The 21309-nt window shown below is 29.0% G+C and carries 18 protein-coding genes; 17 read left to right on the top strand and 1 reads right to left on the bottom strand.

Annotation, left to right across the window (positions count from 1 at the left end; translation table 11 throughout):
- The first annotated feature begins 237 nt into the window (after positions 1 to 237).
- From HBE96_RS13635 to HBE96_RS13580, 12 genes are all read left to right on the top strand, one after another.
- Positions 238 to 873 carry a LuxR C-terminal-related transcriptional regulator gene (locus HBE96_RS13635; protein WP_169298284.1) on the top strand — a complete coding sequence of 212 codons (636 nt, stop codon included), beginning with the start codon at positions 238 to 240 and terminating at the stop codon, positions 871 to 873.
- Between the two features lie 113 nt (positions 874 to 986).
- Positions 987 to 1691, top strand: a complete 705-nt coding sequence (locus HBE96_RS13630) for a YveK family protein (RefSeq protein WP_243186935.1) — start codon at positions 987 to 989, stop codon at positions 1689 to 1691.
- Between the two features lie 102 nt (positions 1692 to 1793).
- Positions 1794 to 2471, top strand: a complete 678-nt coding sequence (locus HBE96_RS13625; protein WP_169298283.1) for a CpsD/CapB family tyrosine-protein kinase — start codon at positions 1794 to 1796, stop codon at positions 2469 to 2471.
- Between the two features lie 156 nt (positions 2472 to 2627).
- Entirely contained in the window at positions 2628 to 4520 is a 1893-nt protein-coding gene (locus tag HBE96_RS13620; protein ID WP_169298282.1) for a polysaccharide biosynthesis protein, read from the top strand.
- 60 nt (positions 4521 to 4580) lie between these two features.
- Positions 4581 to 5708 carry a glycosyltransferase family 4 protein gene (locus tag HBE96_RS13615; RefSeq protein WP_169298281.1) on the top strand — a complete coding sequence of 376 codons (1128 nt, stop codon included), beginning with the start codon at positions 4581 to 4583 and terminating at the stop codon, positions 5706 to 5708.
- On the top strand, positions 5701 to 7023 hold the full coding sequence (locus HBE96_RS13610; RefSeq protein WP_169298280.1) for a UDP-glucose dehydrogenase family protein: 1323 nt from the start codon (positions 5701 to 5703) through the stop codon (positions 7021 to 7023). Before HBE96_RS13615 ends, HBE96_RS13610 begins: the two co-directional genes overlap by 8 nt.
- A gap of 12 nt (positions 7024 to 7035) precedes the next feature.
- On the top strand, positions 7036 to 8049 hold the full coding sequence (locus tag HBE96_RS13605; protein ID WP_169298279.1) for an NAD-dependent epimerase/dehydratase family protein: 1014 nt from the start codon (positions 7036 to 7038) through the stop codon (positions 8047 to 8049).
- A gap of 137 nt (positions 8050 to 8186) precedes the next feature.
- Positions 8187 to 8954, top strand: a complete 768-nt coding sequence (locus HBE96_RS13600; RefSeq protein ID WP_169298278.1) for a hypothetical protein — start codon at positions 8187 to 8189, stop codon at positions 8952 to 8954.
- On the top strand, positions 8954 to 9697 hold the full coding sequence (locus HBE96_RS13595; RefSeq protein WP_169298277.1) for a DUF2334 domain-containing protein: 744 nt from the start codon (positions 8954 to 8956) through the stop codon (positions 9695 to 9697). Before HBE96_RS13600 ends, HBE96_RS13595 begins: the two co-directional genes overlap by 1 nt.
- Position 9698: 1 nt before the next feature.
- Positions 9699 to 10823 carry a glycosyltransferase family 1 protein gene (locus HBE96_RS13590; RefSeq protein ID WP_169298276.1) on the top strand — a complete coding sequence of 375 codons (1125 nt, stop codon included), beginning with the start codon at positions 9699 to 9701 and terminating at the stop codon, positions 10821 to 10823.
- Positions 10824 to 10893: 70 nt separating this feature from the next.
- Positions 10894 to 12474, top strand: a complete 1581-nt coding sequence (gene murJ / locus HBE96_RS13585) for a murein biosynthesis integral membrane protein MurJ (protein ID WP_169298275.1) — start codon at positions 10894 to 10896, stop codon at positions 12472 to 12474.
- 77 nt (positions 12475 to 12551) lie between these two features.
- Positions 12552 to 13760 (top strand): hypothetical protein, encoded by a 1209-nt coding sequence (locus HBE96_RS13580; protein ID WP_169298274.1) that lies wholly within the window; start codon positions 12552 to 12554, stop codon positions 13758 to 13760.
- Positions 13761 to 13815: 55 nt separating this feature from the next.
- Here the strand turns inward: HBE96_RS13580 and HBE96_RS13575 are convergent, their stop codons facing one another.
- Positions 13816 to 14808 (bottom strand): right-handed parallel beta-helix repeat-containing protein, encoded by a 993-nt coding sequence (locus HBE96_RS13575; RefSeq protein WP_169298273.1) that lies wholly within the window; start codon positions 14806 to 14808, stop codon positions 13816 to 13818.
- A gap of 211 nt (positions 14809 to 15019) precedes the next feature.
- Here HBE96_RS13575 and HBE96_RS13570 point away from each other — a divergent pair, with 211 nt between their 5' ends.
- The 5 genes from HBE96_RS13570 to HBE96_RS13550 all read left to right on the top strand — a co-directional run bounded on the left by HBE96_RS13570 (position 15020) and on the right by HBE96_RS13550 (position 21249).
- On the top strand, positions 15020 to 15982 hold the full coding sequence (locus HBE96_RS13570) for an LCP family protein (RefSeq protein ID WP_169298272.1): 963 nt from the start codon (positions 15020 to 15022) through the stop codon (positions 15980 to 15982).
- Positions 15983 to 16642: 660 nt separating this feature from the next.
- The gene (locus HBE96_RS13565; RefSeq protein ID WP_169298271.1) at positions 16643 to 17824 is read left to right on the top strand and encodes a pyridoxal phosphate-dependent aminotransferase; all 1182 of its coding nucleotides are present in this window, start codon (positions 16643 to 16645) and stop codon (positions 17822 to 17824) included.
- Positions 17825 to 18356: 532 nt separating this feature from the next.
- Positions 18357 to 19136 carry an ABC transporter ATP-binding protein gene (locus HBE96_RS13560; protein ID WP_169298270.1) on the top strand — a complete coding sequence of 260 codons (780 nt, stop codon included), beginning with the start codon at positions 18357 to 18359 and terminating at the stop codon, positions 19134 to 19136.
- A 4-nt stretch (positions 19137 to 19140) separates the two neighbouring features.
- Positions 19141 to 20787: a hypothetical protein gene (locus tag HBE96_RS13555; RefSeq protein WP_169298269.1), complete on the top strand. Its 1647-nt coding sequence runs from the start codon at positions 19141 to 19143 to the stop codon at positions 20785 to 20787.
- A 96-nt stretch (positions 20788 to 20883) separates the two neighbouring features.
- Positions 20884 to 21249, top strand: coding sequence for a TSUP family transporter (locus HBE96_RS13550; RefSeq protein ID WP_206154932.1), 366 nt, complete (start codon positions 20884 to 20886; stop codon positions 21247 to 21249).
- Positions 21250 to 21309 lie beyond the last annotated feature (60 nt).

The following is a 21309-nucleotide window of genomic DNA, read 5'->3' as shown; positions in this document are numbered from 1 at the left end:
AATTTCATACTACTAAAAGATGATTGCTTTTACTATAAAGTTATACCACTTTAGTAGTAGGAGTGTATTATACCGTGTATGCAACTTATTAATAAAAGATTAAACTGGGGTGTGATGGAAGGTTTAATAATAAATAGTAATATAAGAGTGTAATAAAACTTGGTCAAGTTACCTCCCTGAAATGAGTATATACTCAGGAAGATTATATTAATACAGATTAAGGAATTGAGAAGTATTATGAAAATTATAGTTATATCAAATTACTCTGTTATAAGAGAAGGAATAGTAGCACTCATATCTAAGTACGATAACTTATCAATACAGTTTATTGGCGAAACAATAAAGAAGTCTATGTTTATGATAAAAAGTAACATGGCTGATATTGTACTTATGGATATAAATGAGGATAACCAAGATGAGCTACTCTTAATTAATCAACTAATGTCTTCAAGAGTAGATATTAAAATAATAATATTAGATTTTTATGGTAACCAGGAATTCTTTGTAAAGGCATTGAAGAGTGGAGTTCAAGGTTACGTATTAGGTAAATCAAATGAAGAAGAAATATTATATGCAATACAACAGGTATATGAAGGAAAGAAGTATTTTGATTCTTATTTTGTTGATTTAATAATAAGTAAAGATACTAATTTGCCAAGTAAACTGGAGGTGTTAACAAGTAGAGAAAGAGAAATATTAATTGAGGTAGCAAAAGGATTGAGTAATCGAAAAATTTCTGAGAAATTTCTTATAACAGAGTATACAGTAAAAAAGCATATTAATCATATATTTAATAAGTTAAATATTAAAGACAGAGCAGAAGCAGCAGTTTGCTGGCATAAATATGGATTAATAGATAATGAAGAAAAATAAAATTTTTATATTAAGTAGTATCCTTATACAAGTAGAATACAGGATAATTTACTTAGGGCTAAGAGGTTAAAACTTTTTTTATTATATTTTGTGTCTTAAGGAAAGAGAAAGGAATGGATACAAATATGGAAGAAGAAATATCGTTAGACTTACATGATTTTTTACACATCATTAGAAAAAGAATAAAGTTAATACTTTTAATAACTATACTAAGCACTGCTGTATCCGGAGTCTTAAGTTATTATGTAATAAAACCTACGTATGAAGCTAAAGCAACTATTGTGGTAGGAAAAGCTGCTGGTATAGGTTCAAATGATAAATCAAAATATGAATTTGATGATGTTATGATGTTTCAAAAACTTGTAAAGACTTATGCTGAAATAGGAAAATCAGTATCTGTAGCAGAAGGTGCCTCAACAAGACTAAATAGCATTTCTGCTAAGAATATATTACATGATATAACTGTAACTCCAATGGCAGATACTCAACTTATTGAATTTAAAGCTCAAAATACAAATCCTCAAACAGCATATAGTATGATAATCGCTGTCTACAATTCATTTTTAGAACATGCACAAAAAATTTATCCAGGTCAAAATATTCAGGTAATTGATGAAGTAGAAGTGCCAGAAAAACCTATAAAGCCAAAAAAGATCTTAAATATTGTTATAGCCTTTTTTATAGGATTAATAGCTTCATTAGGATTTGCCTTTTTGCTTGAATATATGAACAATACTTTAAAAACGGAACAGGATGTAATTAAATATTTAGGCCTTCCTGTCATTGGAATTATACCTAAAGATGCTATGAAATATTAAATTAAAGTAGTGAAGATATAGCACAGAAACTGTGTAAAGTTTCTAGTAAAAAACTATCTTTGATTTTATTGTAAAAAATCATCTTTAAATGGAGTGAAATTTATGAAAAAAGAGAAGTTAATTACCATTGAGTATCCTAAATCTCTAATTGCAGAATCATATAGAACGTTAAGGACAAATATTCAATTTTCATCTTTTGATAGCAAAGTAAAGACCATTGTTGTAACAAGTTCTGGTCCAGGAGAAGGCAAATCCACAATTTGCGCTAACTTAGCTGTAGTAATAGCTGAGAATGGATACAAAACTATTCTAATAGACTGTGATCAGAGGATGGCAAAGCTTCATAAGTTATTTAACAGGTCAAACGAAAAAGGATTATCAGATTTTTTAGTGGATAATATACAGTTTTCAGAAGCGGTTCAAAATACAGAAATACCTAATTTAGATATAATTACATCTGGCACAAAACCACCTAATCCATCTGAATTGGTTGCATCTAAGAAAATGAAAAAGTTCATTGAGGATTTGAAGGAAATTTATGACTATATAATAATAGATACTCCACCTGTAATAGTTGTAACAGATGCACAGTTAATTTCTACTTATGTAGATGGTTGTATCCTTGTAGTTGCTTCATCACAAGTAGAAAAATCTGCAGCTGTAAAGGCAAAAGAACTTTTGGAAAAAGTAAATGCAAGGATATTAGGAGTAGTTATAAATAAGATGGATGTTAAGCAGAATAGGTATTCTAGATATTACTATTCTGGGCATAAAAAGTAAAAAGGTTAGATAATGTGAAATTGTAAGTAAAAATAATGGGAATATTAGTTAGGTGAGGATGTGTTTTCACACAAGTTGATAAAATTTTAACAATCCTATACAGATTTCTAGTATTAGCTGATAATGTTTTTACTTATGGTTTGGAAGGAGCGAAATATGGAGAGGCTAAAGATTTCAAGAAAATGTGTATTAATGCTAATAGATACTTTCTTAATAAATTCATCCTACGTTTTAGCATATTGTTTTAGGTTTAATTTTGATATACCATCATATGAATTAGCAAGATTTAAGAATGATGCAATAATGATTACAGTTATTTATTTGATAGTATTTTATTTATTTAAACTTTACAAAAATTTATGGATTTATGCTAGTATTGACGAATTTTTAGTTACTATATATGCGTGTATTGTAGGCAATTTATTAGGAACCATTTATGGATTTATTTTTGGGGAAAGACTTCCATTAAGTGTTGATATTTTGTCAGGTATGCTTAGTATTCTCCTGGTTGGTGGATTTAGAATGTCTTTCAGAATAGTTAAGGTGTATTTAGACTCAAAGGTTAAATCCCGCAGCACATATCATAAGAGAGTATTGGTTGTTGGTGCTGGTAAAGCTGGAACAATGATTGTTAATGAAATGAAGTTTTGCAACGAAGTGAATTATTTGCCTGTAGCTTTTATTGATGATGATAAATATAAAGTTGGTACAAGTATTGCTGGTGTAGAAGTTATGGGCACAAGAGATAATATAATTCAATTATCAAATCAGTTAGATATTGATGAGATACTTATAGCTATTGCAGCTATAGATGATAAAACGAAGAAAGAACTCTTAGATATATGTAAGGAAACTGGTTGTAAGGTTAAATTAATACCTGGAATATATGAAATTATAGATGGTAAGGTTGCTTTAAGTAAATTAAGAGAAGTTAATTTTGAGGATTTATTGGGAAGAGAGCCTGTTAAGCTTGATATGGAACAAATTAGAGAGTATGTCAAAGGAAGAACTATTATGGTAACTGGTGGAGGTGGTTCCATAGGTTCTGAATTATGCAGGCAGATTATAAAGTTTAATCCAAAAGAATTAATAGTACTTGATAATTATGAAAATAATGCATATGTTTTACAACAAGAATTTAGAAGAAATTGTATATGTAGAGATATAAAGTATGTTATTACCTCGGTTAGGGATAAAAAAAAGCTAGATTTAACTTTTAATAAATACAGACCGGATATTGTATTCCATGCAGCGGCTCATAAACATGTACCACTGATGGAAGAAAATCCAAGTGAGGCTGTAAAAAATAATATATTTGGCACGTTAAATGTAGCACTTTGTGCTGATAAATATAAAGTTAAAAGATTTGTTATGATTTCAACGGATAAAGCAGTAAATCCCACTAATATTATGGGAGCTACAAAGAGAGTATGCGAAATGATTATTCAATCCATGGATAAGAGGAGTAAAACTCAATTCGCTGCAGTAAGATTTGGTAATGTATTAGGTAGTAATGGTTCAGTGGTGCCATTATTTATGGAACAGATCAAAAATGGAGGACCAGTTACAGTGACTCATAAAGATGTTAACAGATTTTTTATGACTATACCAGAGGCAGCTCAATTAGTTCTTCAAGCAGGTGTCTATGCTAAAGGTGGAGAGATATTTATTTTAGATATGGAAAATCCAGTTAAAATATATGATTTAGCCTGTGATTTAATAAGGCTTTTAGGTTATATTCCCAATAAAGATATTGATATAGAGTTTACAGGTCTTAGACCCGGTGAGAAGCTTTATGAGGAAGTTTTGACTGAAGAAGAAGGGTTGAATAAAACATCTCATAATAAAATATTTGTTGGCAGACCTACTTTTGATGATTTTGATACTTTAATGGTTAAAATTAATGAATTTAAGGAAATAGTTGAAGAAGATAATAGAGAAAAAATTATAGCTAAACTTGAGGAGATAGTACCTACTTATAAAAGGTTTCAATCAGAGGTAGCTATATGTAAATGTACGGAGAATAATATTCTTAATCATGAAGAATAGGGGATTTTTAGTCCAATAGGTTAATAAATATTTGAATGGATGGGGGAGAGTGTAGACTATATGACAAAGAAAATACTAATTTTATCAAACCACTTCATAACATTATATAGCACTAGAAAAGAACTGATAAAAAGATTAGTAGATCATGGTAACGATGTATATATATCAATGCCGAAATACGATGCAAATAGTTTTTTTAGTAATATGGGGTGCAAAATAATAGAAACATCGGTTGATCGTAGGGGAGTTAATCCTTTTAGGGATTTGCGGTTAATTTGCAATTATATCAAAATTATGAGGGAGTTAAAACCCAACATTATTTTTTCATATACAATTAAACCTAATATATATGGATGTATTGCTTCAAATATCACAAAGAATATTCAGGTTAGTAATATAACAGGCACCGGGGCCACATTTATGAAAAAGAGTGTTATTAGTAGAATAGTGATGATGTTATATAAGATTTCTGTTAAGAATTCTTATAAGGTATTCTTTCAAAATAGTGGTGATAAGGATTTCTTCGTTCAGAATAAGATGGTTAGTAAAAACTATGAAATGATTCCGGGATCTGGTGTTAATTTACAGCAATATGGTGTGGCTGATTTGCCATCTGAAACTAAGGTGAATTTCATATTTATTGGAAGAGTTATGGAACTTAAGGGGATAGATCAGTATCTTGAATGTGCAAAGGTAATTAAAGAAAAATATCCTAATACAACCTTTTACATTGCTGGTTTTTTTGAAGAGGAGAGATATAAGGATATAGTGGATGAATATAATAATCAGGGCATTGTGAAATATATAGGCTTTCAGAAGGATATTAAGCCATGGATTCAAAAGTGCCATTGTATTATACTCCCTTCTCATGGTGGTGAAGGAGTGCCAAATGTTTTATTAGAAGCTGCAGCCATGGGGAGAATTTGTATTGCTTCTACAATTAATGGTTCTAAGGATGCAGTGGAAAATGATGTTACAGGATATTTGTTTCAAACTAGGAATGCTCAGGACTTGATAGATAAGGTTGAGAAATTCATAGAGCTGCCATATGAGGATAAGAAAAGGATGGGACTAGCTGGTAGAAAAAAAGTCGAGAATGAGTTCGATAGACAGGTTGTAATTGATGCTTATTTGAGTGAGGTTGAGAATGTGTTAGATAAATATGTAGGAGGAGTACAAAATGTCTAGAATAGCAGTAGTAGGTTCGGGTTATGTTGGACTAGTATCAGGAGCAATACTATCAGACTTTGGTCATCAAGTTATGTGTGTAGATGTTGATCAAAACAAAATAGACTTACTAAATGATGGAATTATACCAATCTTTGAACCAGGTCTTGATAGAATAGTGCAATCAAATATAGAGTATGAAAGATTAAGTTTTTCTACAGATATTGAAATGGCAATTAAAGAAAGTGATGTTATTTTCATAGCAGTGGGGACACCATCTAAGGATGATGGTAGTGCAGATTTAAAATATGTTCTTGAAGTAGCTAAGAGTATAGCAACATATATGAATGGGTATAAGATTATTGTAGATAAGTGTACAGTACCTATTGGGACTGGTAAGAAAGTTAAGTTTATTATACAAAGTATTCTTGATGAACGTAATGTGAATTATACCTTTGATGTTGTATCTAATCCAGAATTTTTGCGTGAAGGTTCTGCTGTACAGGATTTCACTCATCCAGATCGTGTTGTCATTGGTACTGAAAGTGATAAAGCTCTAAACATTATGAAAGAAGTTTATCAAGTTCTTTATATTAATGAAACACCGTTTGTAGAAACAAGTATTGAAACTGCTGAAATGATTAAATATGCTTCAAATGCTTTTCTTGCTATGAAGATTGCATACATTAATGAGATAGCAAACTTATGTGAGAAGGTTGGTGCTAATGTAAAGCAAGTAGCAAAAGCTATGGGGAAGGATGGTAGAATATCTCCAAAATTCCTTCATCCAGGGCCTGGTTATGGAGGCAGTTGTTTTCCAAAGGACACGAAAGCTCTTGCTGAAATTGCAAAAGAATATGGTGAAACTATTTCTTTAATAGAAACTACAATCGCTGCTAATGAAAGACACAAGCATAAGATGGTAGATAAAATAATTAACTCTATGGGAAGCATAGAAGGTAAGATTATTTCAGTACTAGGAATTACATTTAAGCCTAATACTGATGATGTTCGTGATGCACCATCTTTAGTTATCTTACCTGAATTAGTTAAATTAGGAGCTAAGATAAAAGTATTTGATCCAGAGGGGGAGAAAGAAGGTAGTAAAAGGTTTACAGATATTTCTGATAGCTTAACATTTTGTAAAGATGAGTATGAAGCAATTAGTAAATCAGATGCAATAGTTCTTATGACTGAATGGAATCAGTTTAGAAATCTCGATATGGATAGAATTGTTTCAATAACTGAAGGAAGATATTTTTTTGATTTAAGGAATATTTACAATCGCAATGTAATGGAAGAAAAGGGATTCTGTTACTATGGTGTAGGAATATAAGGGGAGATAAAAATGATTGATGGATATAAAAAGTTAGATACTTCCAAGATTATTTTGATAACAGGTGGAGCAGGATTCATTGGATTTCATCTATCAAAAGCATTATTAGATAAAGGAATGTTTATTATAGGTTACGATAATCTTAATGATTATTATGATGTAAATTTAAAATATAACCGGTTGGATATTTTAAAACAGTATCCAGCTTATACATTTATTAAAGATGATTTGGTGAATAGAGAGTCACTTATTAACGTATTTAAAAAGTATCATCCAAATATTGTTGTGAATTTAGGGGCACAAGCTGGTGTTCGTTATAGTATTGAGAATCCATATGCATATATGCAGTCAAATATGGTTGGTTTTCTTAACGTTCTTGAGGCATGTAAAAAAAGCAATGTGGATCATATTGTTTATGCTTCTTCCAGTTCTGTTTATGGAGCAAATAAAAAGGTACCATTTTCCACAGAGGACAAGGTTGATAATCCAGTGAGTTTATATGCAGCAACTAAAAAATCTAATGAGCTAATGGCGTATACTTATAGCCACTTATATAAAATACCATCTACAGGGTTGAGGTTTTTTACAGTATATGGTCCATATGGACGTCCCGACATGGCATATTTTTCTTTTACTCAGAAAATTATGAAAGGTGAACCTATAAAAGTATTTAATAATGGTGATATGTATCGTGACTTTACCTATATAGATGATATTTTAAGAGGTATTGAAAATGTTCTTTGCAATCCTCCAAAAGAAGACGAAAATGGTGTTAAATATAAGATTTATAATATTGGCAACAATAAACCTGAAAAACTCATGTACTTTATTGCGATATTAGAAAAATGTTTAGGAAAAGAAGCAAAAAAAGAATTTTTACCAATGCAAGCAGGTGATGTTTATAAGACGTATGCTGATGTTACTCATTTAGTTAAAGATTTTGATTTTAAACCAAGTACGCCTATTGAAGAAGGTTTGGAAAAGTTTGTAGATTGGTATAAAGGATATTATAATAAAGAACTTTAATAGTTGATTTTGTTTCTCAGTGCTGAGAGATAGAAGCAGAGTTGAATTGGAGTTTCATAGTGAGATGGTCACCAATATATATATATGGAGTTAAGAAGATGAATATAAAACAATAAAGGAATGTTGGAGGTTAATATATGGTTAACGTAATATATAAGAAGAAAGGTTTAAAAATTAATGCTATTTGGTTTAGCGACGGTAAAAGTGGTGATATAAATGAGAATAAAGTGGATTTTATTTTCTTTCATGGAGTTAGAGATAATGCTTATAAAAATGCTATTGTAAATTTGCAATATACTCTAATAACAGATTTGGAGGAAGATTTAGATTGTATATTTAAAAAAATAAACAAAAATTTTAGATATCATATAAATCGAGCAAAAAAAGAGGATACTAATTGTGTTGTATTTAATTCTGATGATTTAATGAATGAGCCAGATTTATTAAATAATTTCAAGAAACAGTATGCAATTTTTACTAAATTAAAAGGCATAGATAACACATATAATCAAGCTGCAATGGAAAAGTATATGGAAAATGGAAATGTGATATTAACAAAAGCGTTTAAAGGTAATGAAGATTATGCACAACATATTATTATTTGTGATGGAATTAATGCAAGGCTGCTTTATTCAGTCTCAAATTTTCGAACAGAGGGAGCTGATCGTAATTTTATAGGACGAGCTAATAAGTATTTACACTGGAATGATATTGAGTATTTAAAAAATCGAGGGTTTCAACAGTTAGATTGGGGAGGAATAAGTAGTATAGTTAGCCTCAATGGAGTTGATAAATTCAAAAAACATTTTGGTGGTATGGAAAGACAACATTATAACATTATAGAAGGTAAAAGTTTTTTAGGAAAAGCGGCTGTCATGGCAAAGAAAATGGTAGGAGGTAATTAATGTATCTGCTAAGATTAGATGATGCTTCAGAATATATGGATGTTGAAAAGTGGAGCAGAGTTGAAAGTTTATTAGATAAATATACTATCAATCCTATTGTTGGCATTATACCGAATAATCAGGACAAAGATATTTTAAGTAAGTATCAAAAGGATTTTGGCTTTTGGGATAAAGCTAAAGCCTGGAAAGCAAAAAACTGGGTTGTAGCTTTACATGGATATAATCATGTATATAAAACTAAGAGTGGAGGCATTAACCCTATAAATTTACGTTCTGAGTTTGCAGAGGTTCCACTTGATGAGCAAAAGCAAAAAATACGAGATGGACTTAAGGTTTTAACAGAGAATAAACTTCATGCTAATGTATTCTTTGCACCATCCCATACCTTTGACATGAATACACTTGAAGCGCTAAAAGCAGAAAGCAGTATAAGAATTATAATTGATACAATAGCTAACGATGTTTATAAAATTGACGATTTCTATTTTATACCCCAACAATCAGGTCATGTTCGAAATTTACCATTCAAAATTGTAACATTCTGTTACCATCCCAATGATATGAATAAAAAAGATTTTGATGTGTTACAAGATTTTATTAAGACAAATAAGGATAAGTTTATTAGCTTTGAGGACTTGTATTTTAAAGATAGAAAATTTGGTATGTATGATAAGGTTTTGAGAAAATTTTATTTTTCAATTAGATATGTACGAGATAAATTAATAGGAAAAGGAAGAGAATGATATGACAGAGCCTATTAGAATATTGCATGTGCTAGGAGGCTTAAATTGCGGTGGTGCTGAAATAATGATTATGAATTTATACCGAAACATTGATCGATCAAAAATACAATTTGATTTTATGGTGCACACCATAGACAAATGCGATTATGATGATGAAATTAGAAAGTTAGGTGGCAGAATTTATTCTGTTCCACGCTATAATGGATTAAATCATTTTAAATATAAAAGAGTTTGGAATGATTTTTTTAAGAATCATACAGAGTATAGGATAGTACATGGTCATATAAGAAGCACTGCAGCTATATATTTAAAAATAGCTAAAAAACAGGGAGTAATTACTATTGCACACAGTCATAGTACTGCTTCAAGGGGAAATAAGATTGAGCAATTTGTAAAAAATGCTATGCAGATACCAATCAGATATATAGCAGACTATTTATTTGCTTGTTCAGATGAAGCTGGTAAATGGTTATTTGGAGAAAAGGCTACGAAACAAGATAATTATAGAGTAATTAAAAACGCTATAGATGCAGAGAGATATGTATTTAATGAAGCTGTTAGAGATAAAGTAAGAAAAGACTTAAATATTGAGAATAAACTTGTAGTAGGTCATGTTGGGAGATTTACATATCCCAAAAATCATAAATTTTTGATTGAGCTTTTCTATGAAATTCAAAAACAAAATGAAGATAGTATATTATTGCTTGTGGGCGATGGAGAATTGCGATACCAAATAGAGAAACAGATAAATAGTTTAGGGATAAAGAATAAAGTTATATTAACTGGAGTAGTGCCAAATGTGAATGATTATATTCAGGCTATGGATGTATTTGTATTTCCTTCAATATTTGAGGGCTTAGGTATGGTAGCCATAGAAGCTCAAGCTGCAGGACTAAGGTGTATTGTTTCAGATAAGGTACCACAGGAAGCTTTCATAACAGATTTAATTGAAAGCATTTCATTAACAACAGATATTAGTAAGTGGGCAAGTAAAATACTACAATATCCTAGTGTTTGTCAAAGGCAAAAAACTTTTGTAAAAATAAAACAAGCAGGGTATGATATTCAAAAAAATGCTCAAATTTTAGAGGATTTCTATATTGGAATATTTAAAAGTGGAGTTTAAAATAATTAAAAAGTTATTACTATAAAATAGTATTTTTAAGAAAATTAAAAAGTAGAAAAGGAAATTAGTAATGAAAAAAATGATATTGGTTTTGATGTTATTTACTACACTATCTAAAGTACTTGGTTTCTTGAGGGAAATAATATTAGCGTATGTTTATGGTGCATCAAATATTAGTGATGCGTACTTAATTTCTCAAACAATACCAATTACTATTCTTTCATTTGTAGCTACAGGGATTGCTACAAGCTACATACCTATGTACAGTAACATTAAGAAAGATAAATCAATTGAATTAGCAGATCAATTTACTAATAATATAATAAATTTTATTTTTATTATATGTACAGTGATAATGATTATTGTATTATTATTTACAACTCCACTAGTGAAGCTATTTGCATCAGGTTTTGATGATAAAACTCTAAAAATGGCTGTACTATTTACAAAGGTTAGCGTAGTTGGAATATATTTTTCTGGCCTTACGTATGTGTTTAGTAGTTACATGAGTATAAAAAAAATTTTTATAGCGCCAGCTCTTATGGGAATCCCTTTTAACTTTTTTATAATTGTATCAATATTTATGAGTAATAAAGTTAACATTATAATTCTTCCTATAGGTAGTGTGATAGCAGCAGTTTTTCAAGTGTTGATGTTAATCCCTTTTTTGAAAAAATGTGGATATAAATATTCTTTTGTATTTAATAGGAAAGATGAATATTTAAAAAAAATGATTCATTTATCAATACCAGTAATTATAGGTGTTTCAGTCAATCAAATTAATGTGTTAGTAGATAGAACTATAGCATCTCTAGTAACAGTAGGTGGTATTTCAGCTCTTTCTTATGGAGATAGGTTAATTCAATTTGTAAATGACATTTTGATTCAATCATTGGTTACAGTAATTTATCCTACCATGGCTAATATGGCAGCTGAGAGCAATATAACTGCACTTAAAAAATCTGTATCTAAAGCTATAAGTGGTATTAATTTGCTAGTAGTTCCAATTACAATAGGTATTATGATATTTGCAGAACCATTAGTTAGGCTTGTATTTGGCAGGGGGGCATTTGATTCACAGGCTATATCTAAGACATCTACTGCTATGTTCTTCTATTCAATAGGTATAGTCGGCTTTGGTCTTAGGGAAATATTAGCTAGAGTATTTTATTCCATGCAAGATACTAGGACACCTATGATTAATGCTGTTATTGCATTAGTTACAAATATCATATTGAGTATTACTTTATCTAAGTTTTTAGGAATAGGTGGTCTTGCACTTGCTAATAGTATTTCAGCTATATGCTGTATGTTATTATTATTTATTAGTTTCAGAAAAAAAGTGGGTCCATTTGGTATTAAAGAAATAATTGTTTCACTGGGTAAAATCTTATGTGCTTCATTGGTTATGGGTATGATAGTTAAGTTTATCTATAAATTATTACTTAATAGTATAAGTGGCAATTTATCACTTATAGTTTCAATTGGAACAGGTGCTTTAGTATATTTTGCTATAATTTATTTTATGAAGATAGACGAGGTAGATGATATTGTAAGTACTTTTAAAATAGCAAGATTAAGGAAAACATCATGTAAGGCTCCTGAAGTATTCCAGAAAGGTCATGAAAGAATAGAAAAAATTATTAAATGAATTTTTTTGTTATGAGAGAAAATCAACAATTTCTGTTAATAAGTATATTAAATTTATAAAGAGTTTAGGTGAATAATATGAATTTAAAAAAAATAATATTTGCTTTACTAATATTTACTTTACCAGTAACTAATGCTTTTGAAATAACTGAAAAAATTTCATTACCATTATTTATAGGCGTTATATGTTTAATGTTATGCATAAATAAAATTAAATTTTATTTGCATGATATATTTTTTCTCTTATTTATAATTGCCATGATGCTGACTATGATAATTAATGGTGCCATAAACAAAAGATCAATTTTATATCTTCTGAGTTTTGCTATATTATGTCTAGTATTTTTAAAAGTGGTTTCTGCTAACTATATTTATAACAAGCAGCTTATTTTGAGAATAATGTATTTTTCAACAATAGTATTAAGTATATATATTATTTATGAATTTACTACAAGAAATTTTTTCCCTGGCTTGTTTTTTGATTTGCCTAGAATTATGGACAAACAATATGATGCAACATTTATAGACAAATACTATAGAGCAAGAGGATTTTGCACTGAATCTGGGCATACTGCTTTATTTTTTGAGTTTATACTTCCATTTAATATTTACTATTTATATTTAAATAAGTCAAATATAAAAAAAGTAATATTTTTAATTTTAGTATTAGCTAGCCTGGTGTTTATAAATTCATCAATAAATTTTGTTATAATCAGTGTTGGATCAATTTTTGCTTTATTGATTTACTTAATGAAAGGGAAAAATTCAGTGAAAAAGTATTTGATTGTATGTTTATCAGTAGTATTAGTTATAAGTACTTTAACTCTAATAAGTAATAGTGGAGACTTAAAGTTAACTATTAATGGAATGATGGATAAAATATCTATGACAGACAATGCAGGAAGTTCAATTGAGAGAAAAATGAAAATGAATAAGGGTTATTACGTCATGAGTAATAATCTTATTTGGGGAATTGGACCTATGATGTTATCAAATTATGTTGGTTTTGATAGTACTCTAAATATGTTTATAGATTTATGGTTATATAGCGGAATTTTTGGATTAATATCTTTTTACCTATTTGTATTAATATTTTTTATAAAAATATTTAAAATAAAGGATAATTTTAAATATTGTATGTTATTTTCTTTTTTTATGGTTACTTTTCATTATCAAATAATTGCTAATTTTTACTACCCATGGTTATGGATTTTGTTTGGGATGATTGAAGGTGAAGATGTCTTATGGAAAAGTAAGCAAATAAAAAGCAGAATAAATATCCATTGAGCTATGGTTTTAGCTTGATGGATATTTTTCTTTCAGATGTCTAAGACCTAAATTTTTATTTAACTTTTTCAGTGGTTGAAAGATTTTTAATATATACTGGGGCAGCGTTAGAGTTTTCATTATTAAATTGTACTGGATTATCATTGGTATTTATATATACAGGATTTATATCGGTTATACTTCCTTTTTGTTTTATATCAGCAAAGTTAACACATAGACCATATTGAGCTCTTTCTCCACCATCATGTTTATGGTTTATAATTGTTATATCTACATAAGGTACGTTTTCAGTTGCTATTAATATACCAGCACCTTCAGTATTATAAGTGTATAAATTCTTTACTACATTTTTCTTTAATTTTTGAGTTGAGTAGTTTGGTTCAAAGTCTATTCCAGCTGATGGCGCTGTTCCATTTATATTCATTATCTTTGTACTATCAATAGTTAGATTTACAGCTGAAATTACACTTATACCTTGTCTTCTGTTATTATCAATTGTACAATTTGTAATTTCAATATTTTTATTATAACCACATTCTGAAGCTCCTAAATATATTCCATCTCCCCAACAGTCTCTTATTATCATATCCTTGATTTTAATATTGCTACAATCATTAAGAGATATTCCCATACCCCATTCTCCAGTAGTGCCTTTGTGTGAATATCTTTCGCCAATAATCTTACCTCCGCTAATTGTTGTATTTTTAATATTATTTAGTTTAATAATTTCATAGTCTTCCTTATCATTAGGAATAGATCTTATTTCGGCTTTACTATCAAATACAATTACTTGGTTTGATGAAGGTTTTAAACCTATTTCAGCGTCTATATTATAGATCCCATTTAGGAATTTAACTTTTTTATTAGTAGCTAAAATTTTATTTATTTCTTTTTGTGACATATCTGGTCTAATTGAAATAGTATTAGACTGTTTTATTGATCTAAAGGGAATAGCATTGGACTTTTGGTAGAGTGATATGAAATAGAATATAAAGAATATTAAGGCTGTAATTGCCACTACATATATTAGAATTGTATATATTTTCATATTGATACCCCCTCATATAAATTATTCATTTATTATATTATTTATTCATTTTATTATTTAAACGTGACATATATTTTTTAGTAATTGGCATGTTTTAAACTGAACTATGATAATTATTTTCTTTCAGATGCCTAACTATGTTATTTTTAATTTTAAAAATCATATAATAAATAAATTGTAAAATTATATAATATGGAGAGTAGGTCATTTTATGAAAAATACTGGTAAAATTGTACTAGTTACTATAACTATTTTAGTTGTGGCAGTTGGAATGATTAGCTTATGTTTTAATAATCAATTAAACAAAGTAAAAAAAGTAAAAATAACAAAAACTAATTCAGAATTAAATATAAGCAATAATGTAGTTAAAAAGGATAGTGGAATTATAAATATAGCCCTTTTTGGAATTGATAGGAGACATAAAGATGAAGCATCACGTTCTGATGCACTTATGGTTTTAACTCTTGATAAAAAACATAAAAAGATAAAGATATCTTCTATTATGAGAGATTCTTATGTTAATATTGATGGTTATGGAATGACTAAAGTTAATCATGCATATGCTCATGGTGGAGCAACCCTTGCTATTAAAACTCTAAATAAGAATTTTGATTTAAACATAAAAGATTATGTCACTGTGGACTTTTTTGGATTTGAAAAAATAATTGATAGTGTTGGCGGAGTGGATATAAATATAACTCCAGAAGAATTAAAATACATGACTGAAGATATAGGGGAAAATTTTGAAAATGAACCTATATCTATTGTTACAAGTAGTGGATTGCAAAAAGTCAATGGCAGAGAAGCATTAGCTTATACAAGAATAAGAAATACTGATGGCGGAGATTTTGAAAGAACTCAAAGACAGAGGACTGTACTAATTGATGTATTAAGTAAAATTAAAAAGACACCACCTATAGGTATCCCCAAAATAGTTTCAGAGCTTTTACCTTATACAGAAACAAGTATGTCAAATACTGAAATATTAAAGATGATAACATCTATGTATACATTAGGGATTAAAGATATAGATCAGCAGAGGTTTCCTTTGGATAGTTACTGTAATGGAAAAATGATTGCTGGTGTTTGGTACTTGATATTTGATTTGGATGCTACTAAAAATCAAATGCATAAGTATATATTTGAGGATATTAAACCTGATGCTGCTAAATAAAGTTTAAATTAATATAATAAGCATAGCGTGACACAGTAACCGAAGAAACGTTAAGCTGTATTCCGGCTGATATATGTTGTGTAGGAACACTCACTTTATTAAGAAGTTCTAATTGCTTGAGATATTGAAAAATACCTACCTCTTCAAATGCGACGTCCTGTCGCTTTCAGAGCTTTTGCCGTCCTGGCAAAAATTACGGTATTTTTAGAGCGATGAAACTCCTCTTCCTTTTGTCAGAGGAGTAAGCGATTCGCACAAAATCATAGATTTTGGCTCTCTGCTTAACAACTTCTAAAATTTGTTCGAATGTTCCTGCACAACATATATCAGTCTTCATACAGCTTAACGTTTCTTCTTACTTCAGTCTACATATATACTATTGTTCCTATTATCTTAAAAGCATAACTTTTATAATAATTATTTTTATCTATATATTTTAAGTTAGTTATTCTAATCAAAACTTTCACTGCACTTTGCTTCGCATTATGCTTAAACTGCAAAGTTGAGTATTAACATCTAAACAGTTAAATGAATATATGGTAAAATGATAATTGGTATTATAAATTTTAGCTAAAAAGTAGATTCTATAGTTATATTCCAATAAGATTTGCTGTAGCTAAAATGTACTTAAAACTAAATAGATAAAGGGGTGGCTATTTAATGTTTTCTGAAAAAATAGTTGATAATTTAACAAAGTCCTCCTGGATAAGGGCAATGTTTGAGGAAGGTGAAAAACTTCGTAAAATCTATGGGGCAGATAAAGTTTTTGATTTTTCAATAGGTAATCCAGATCCAGAACCTCCTGAAGTTACAAAAGATACATTAAAAAGGTTGGTTTTGGAAGACAAACCTAAAATGCATGGGTACATGCCAAATGCTGGGTATCCAGATGTAAGAGAAAAGGTAGCAATTCAGATTTCAAAAGAAACCAATGTTCCATTAACTATGAAAAATATTGTTATGACCTGTGGAGCAGGGGCTGCATTAAATGTAGCTTTAAAAGCTATACTTAATCCAGGAGAAGAAGTTATTGTATTTGCACCTTTCTTTGTGGAATATCTTAGCTATATTGATAATAATGGTGGTAAAGGTGTTATAGTAAAAAGCAATAAAGATACCTTTGAACCAGATATTAATGCTTTGGAAGCTAGTATAACTCCAAAAACTAAGGCAGTTATTGTAAATACACCTAATAATCCTACAGGAGTTGTGTACAGCGAAAGTATTCTTAAAAATATGGCTGAAGTGTTAAAGAAAAAAGAAAAAGAATTTAACACTACTATATTTGTTATCTCAGATGAACCATATAGAAAAGTTGTTTATGATAATATTAAACTTCCAAGTGCACTAAAAATATTTGAGAACTCAATAATGGTAGATTCTTTTAGTAAATCTTTGTCACTGCCAGGAGAGAGAATTGGTTATATTGCAGTTAGTCCCTATATTAAGGATGTAGACTTATTAATTGATGCAATTGTTTATTGTAATCGTGTTTTAGGCTTTGTAAATGCTCCTGCACTTTTCCAAAAAGTAATTGCAGAATCGGTAGATACGTCGGTAGATATTAACATTTATAAGGAAAGAAGAGATTTACTTTATAATAGTCTTATAAAAATGGGTTATTCTTGTATTAAGCCTCAGGGTGCTTTTTACTTATTCCCAAAAGCTTTTATAGAAGATGATATAGAATTTAAAAATAGAGCATTAAAGTATAATTTACTTTTAGTTCCAGGTTCAGGATTCTATTGTCCAGGATATTTTAGAATTTCATATTGTGTAAGTCTTAAGACTATAGAAAATTCATTACCTGCTTTTGAAGCATTGGCAAAAGAATTTATATAGTGTCAAGTGATTCTTAGACTCAGGTGGAGTTTGCCTGCGAGAAATGCCTTTTACCTGAGCAAGCTCATAAAATGCCATTTAGGCATTTAGTTCCTGAGCAAAGCTCGTAAAATGCCATTTAGGCATTTTACCCATCTGAGTCTTAGAAGAACTTATCCAGGCATGTAAAGTAGCTATCCCCAAGTTAAGTAGAGAGCTAAAATCTATGATTTTGTGCGAATCACTTACTCCTTCGACAATAGGAGAAGGAGTTTCATACAAAAAAGGTTGGGGGATTAGCAATGGTGACGATCAGATAAATTTTCAAAGCTATGAAATGTAGGCGTAAGGCCTTAGTTTCATAGCTTTTGTTTTTATAATATTATTTATTTTTGTGTAAGAGTGAAAATAAATATTTGTTGTAAATAAACTATTTTGAAGGTATAATTTTCTACAACAGAAAAAGTGGAGAATAATGTTAATAATTAATTCATCTCATATTAGATTTAATAGTAAAGTTATTTGAGATTTAAAGAAAGGCTGGTATGCTTTTATGAAAGAAATTGCAATATCTATAAGAAATTTAAAAATGAATTATGGAGAAAAAGAAGTATTAAAAGGAATAAATTTAGATGTGTATAAAGGACAAATTATAGGATACATAGGTCCAAATGGAGCAGGAAAAAGCACTACAGTAAAAATAATGTTGGGGCTTTTAGAAGGATATACTGGTCAGATAGAAGTTTTAGGAAAAGATATTTCAGATGGAAATGTTGAATATAAAAGAAAAATAGGTTACGTTCCTGAAGTTGCAGAAATATATGATAATCTTACTGCAAGAGAATACTTAACCTTTATAGGAGAATTATATGGTTTAGATTATGAAGAAGTGGAGGAAAAGGGCAGAAGACTTATGAGAGAATTTTCACTAGAAGAAATGTATGATTCTAGAATGTCATCTTATTCTAAAGGAATGCGTCAGAAGGTATTAATAATATCAAGTTTACTTCATAATCCGGATATATTATTTTTAGATGAACCTTTAAGTGGATTGGATGCCAACAGTGTTATGGTGGTTAAGGAAATATTAGCAGAGTTAGCATCACAAAATAAAACTATATTTTATTCATCTCATATAATGGATGTAGTTGAAAAGATAAGCAGCCGAATAGTATTACTTAATGGTGGACAAATAGTTGCTGATGGAAGTTTCGATGAATTAAAGTATAAATGTAAAGAAGGTTCTTTAGAAGAAATATTTAACCAGCTTACAGGATTCAATGAACATAAAGAAATAGCTAAGAAATTTGTATCTATAGTTCAAGAGAGGTAGAAGTATGAAGGATTTTAAAGTATTAAAATTTTTAGATAAGTTTAAAGATTTTTTTGAAAAAATTGGAGTAGACTACTACTTAATGAGAAAAATATTACAATTAAAGTTTATCATGGATGGGCGAAGGGTTCCTACAGCTATAAGTGGATCTTCTAAAAAGAAAAAAGAAAATAAGGATGAAAATAATTTTATAAAATCCTTATGGGTTTATGGATTAATTGGAATAATTATGGTGCCAATAACGTGTTTCGGTAAGAACTTTATATTTCAAATGAGTTTTGTTTTTGGAATATTGATGTTTATGATTATGACTTCTTTAATTTCTGATTTTTCTTCTGTACTTTTAGATATTAGGGATAGAAACATTATAGGATCAAAACCAATAAATAGTAAAACTTTAAGTATGGCAAAAACTATACATGTATTAGTTTATATGTTTTTTATAACAATAGCAATTTGCGGACCTGCTTTAATAGCATCTTTAGTAAGTCAAGGCATTCTATTTTTTATAATATTTCTATTTGAAATAATTCTTATGGATTTATTTATAGTAGTACTTACTGCTTTATTATATTTATTAATATTAAAATTTTTTGATGGGGAAAAACTAAAAGATATAATAAATTACATTCAAATAATTTTATCTATATCCATAGCTATAGGATATCAATTAATAGGCAGATTATTTAGTTTTGTAAATTTAAGTATGGTGTTTACTCCAAAATGGTGGCAGTATTTTATAATTCCAATGTGGTTTGGAGCACCTTTCGAAATGGTGCTACACAGAAATTATAATATTCATTTTATAGTATTTTCAGTACTTGCAATAGTTGTACCTGTTCTTTCAATAATTATATATATAAAATTAATACCTGCTTTTGAAAGGAATTTACAAAAGTTGAATGATAATAGTGGAAAAGTTAAAGGGGAAAATAAAAAGCTTTTAAACCTAGTATCAAAAATAGTTTGTTTTAATAAAGAAGAAAGAACATTTTTTAGGTTTGCTTCTGATATGATGAAAAATGAAAGAGAATTTAAACTTAAGGTTTATCCTTCCTTGGGGTTTTCTTTGATATTTCCATTTATATTTATGCTCAATGATTTAAAAGGTAAAGGATGGGCTGAAATAGCTTCAAGTAAAATGTACTTAAATATATATTTTTGTGCACTATTACTTCCTACAGCAGTTATGATGATAAAATATTCAGGAAAGTATAAAGGTGCTTGGATTTATAAAATTATACCTAACAAAAATGTATGTAATATATTTAAAGGAACTTTGAAAGCTTTCATTGTAAGACTGCTTTTGCCTGTTTATCTTATTGAATCTGTAATATTTATGTTTATATTTGGAGTTAAAATCTTTCCAGACTTAATTTTAGTATTTTTAAATATAATGTTATTTACAGTATTATGTTTTAGAATTACTAAAAAGTCATTACCTTTTTCAGAAGAATTTGGGGTATCACAAGGTAGTGAAGGATTAATGGCAATTCCTCTCATGATAATACTTGGATTTTTAGCTTTCATACACTATAAATATACTTTTGTACATTATGGAGTGTATGTATATATTGGAATTATGCTTATAGTAAACATTATTTTGTGGAAAAAATCATTTAATATATCCTTAGAAAAATTGAATAATTAAATTCAACTAACATGTAAGTATAAATAGCATTAAAAAATAATTATTAAAATTAATAGATGATGAAATAATATACATTAGATATTGAAAGGAGAAAATATGATTACGAATGTAATAGCTTTTGTTATAATTGGTTTAGTTGCGGGAGTATTAAGTGGATTATTTGGAATAGGTGGCGGAATTGTAATAATACCAGCTTTAATGTATTTTGCGGGTTTTACCCAATTAAAGGCGCAAGGAACTTCCCTTGCAATTATGCTTCCTCCAGTAGGAATTTTGGCATTTTTAGAATATTACAAAAAGGGTAATGTTAATATAGCAGCAGGTATAGCAATTTGTATAGCAATGCTTATTGGTGCTAAATTTGGAGCTCAAATGGCAAATGCTATTCCGATTAGCATTGTAAAAAAGGGATTTGCTATATTTACTATACTAGTTGGAATCAAAATGTTTTTTGGAAAATGATTTTCTAAATGTAAGGCATCTTCAAAAAAATAATAAGTCCATCTACTAGTCTATTTTGCG

The sequence above is a fragment of the Clostridium muellerianum genome, from assembly GCF_012926525.1.
GTDB classification, from domain to species: Bacteria; Bacillota; Clostridia; order Clostridiales; family Clostridiaceae; genus Clostridium_AM; species Clostridium_AM muellerianum.
The sequence above is the reverse complement of the archived record's forward strand: the minus strand, read 5'-3'. Positions and strand labels throughout refer to the sequence as shown.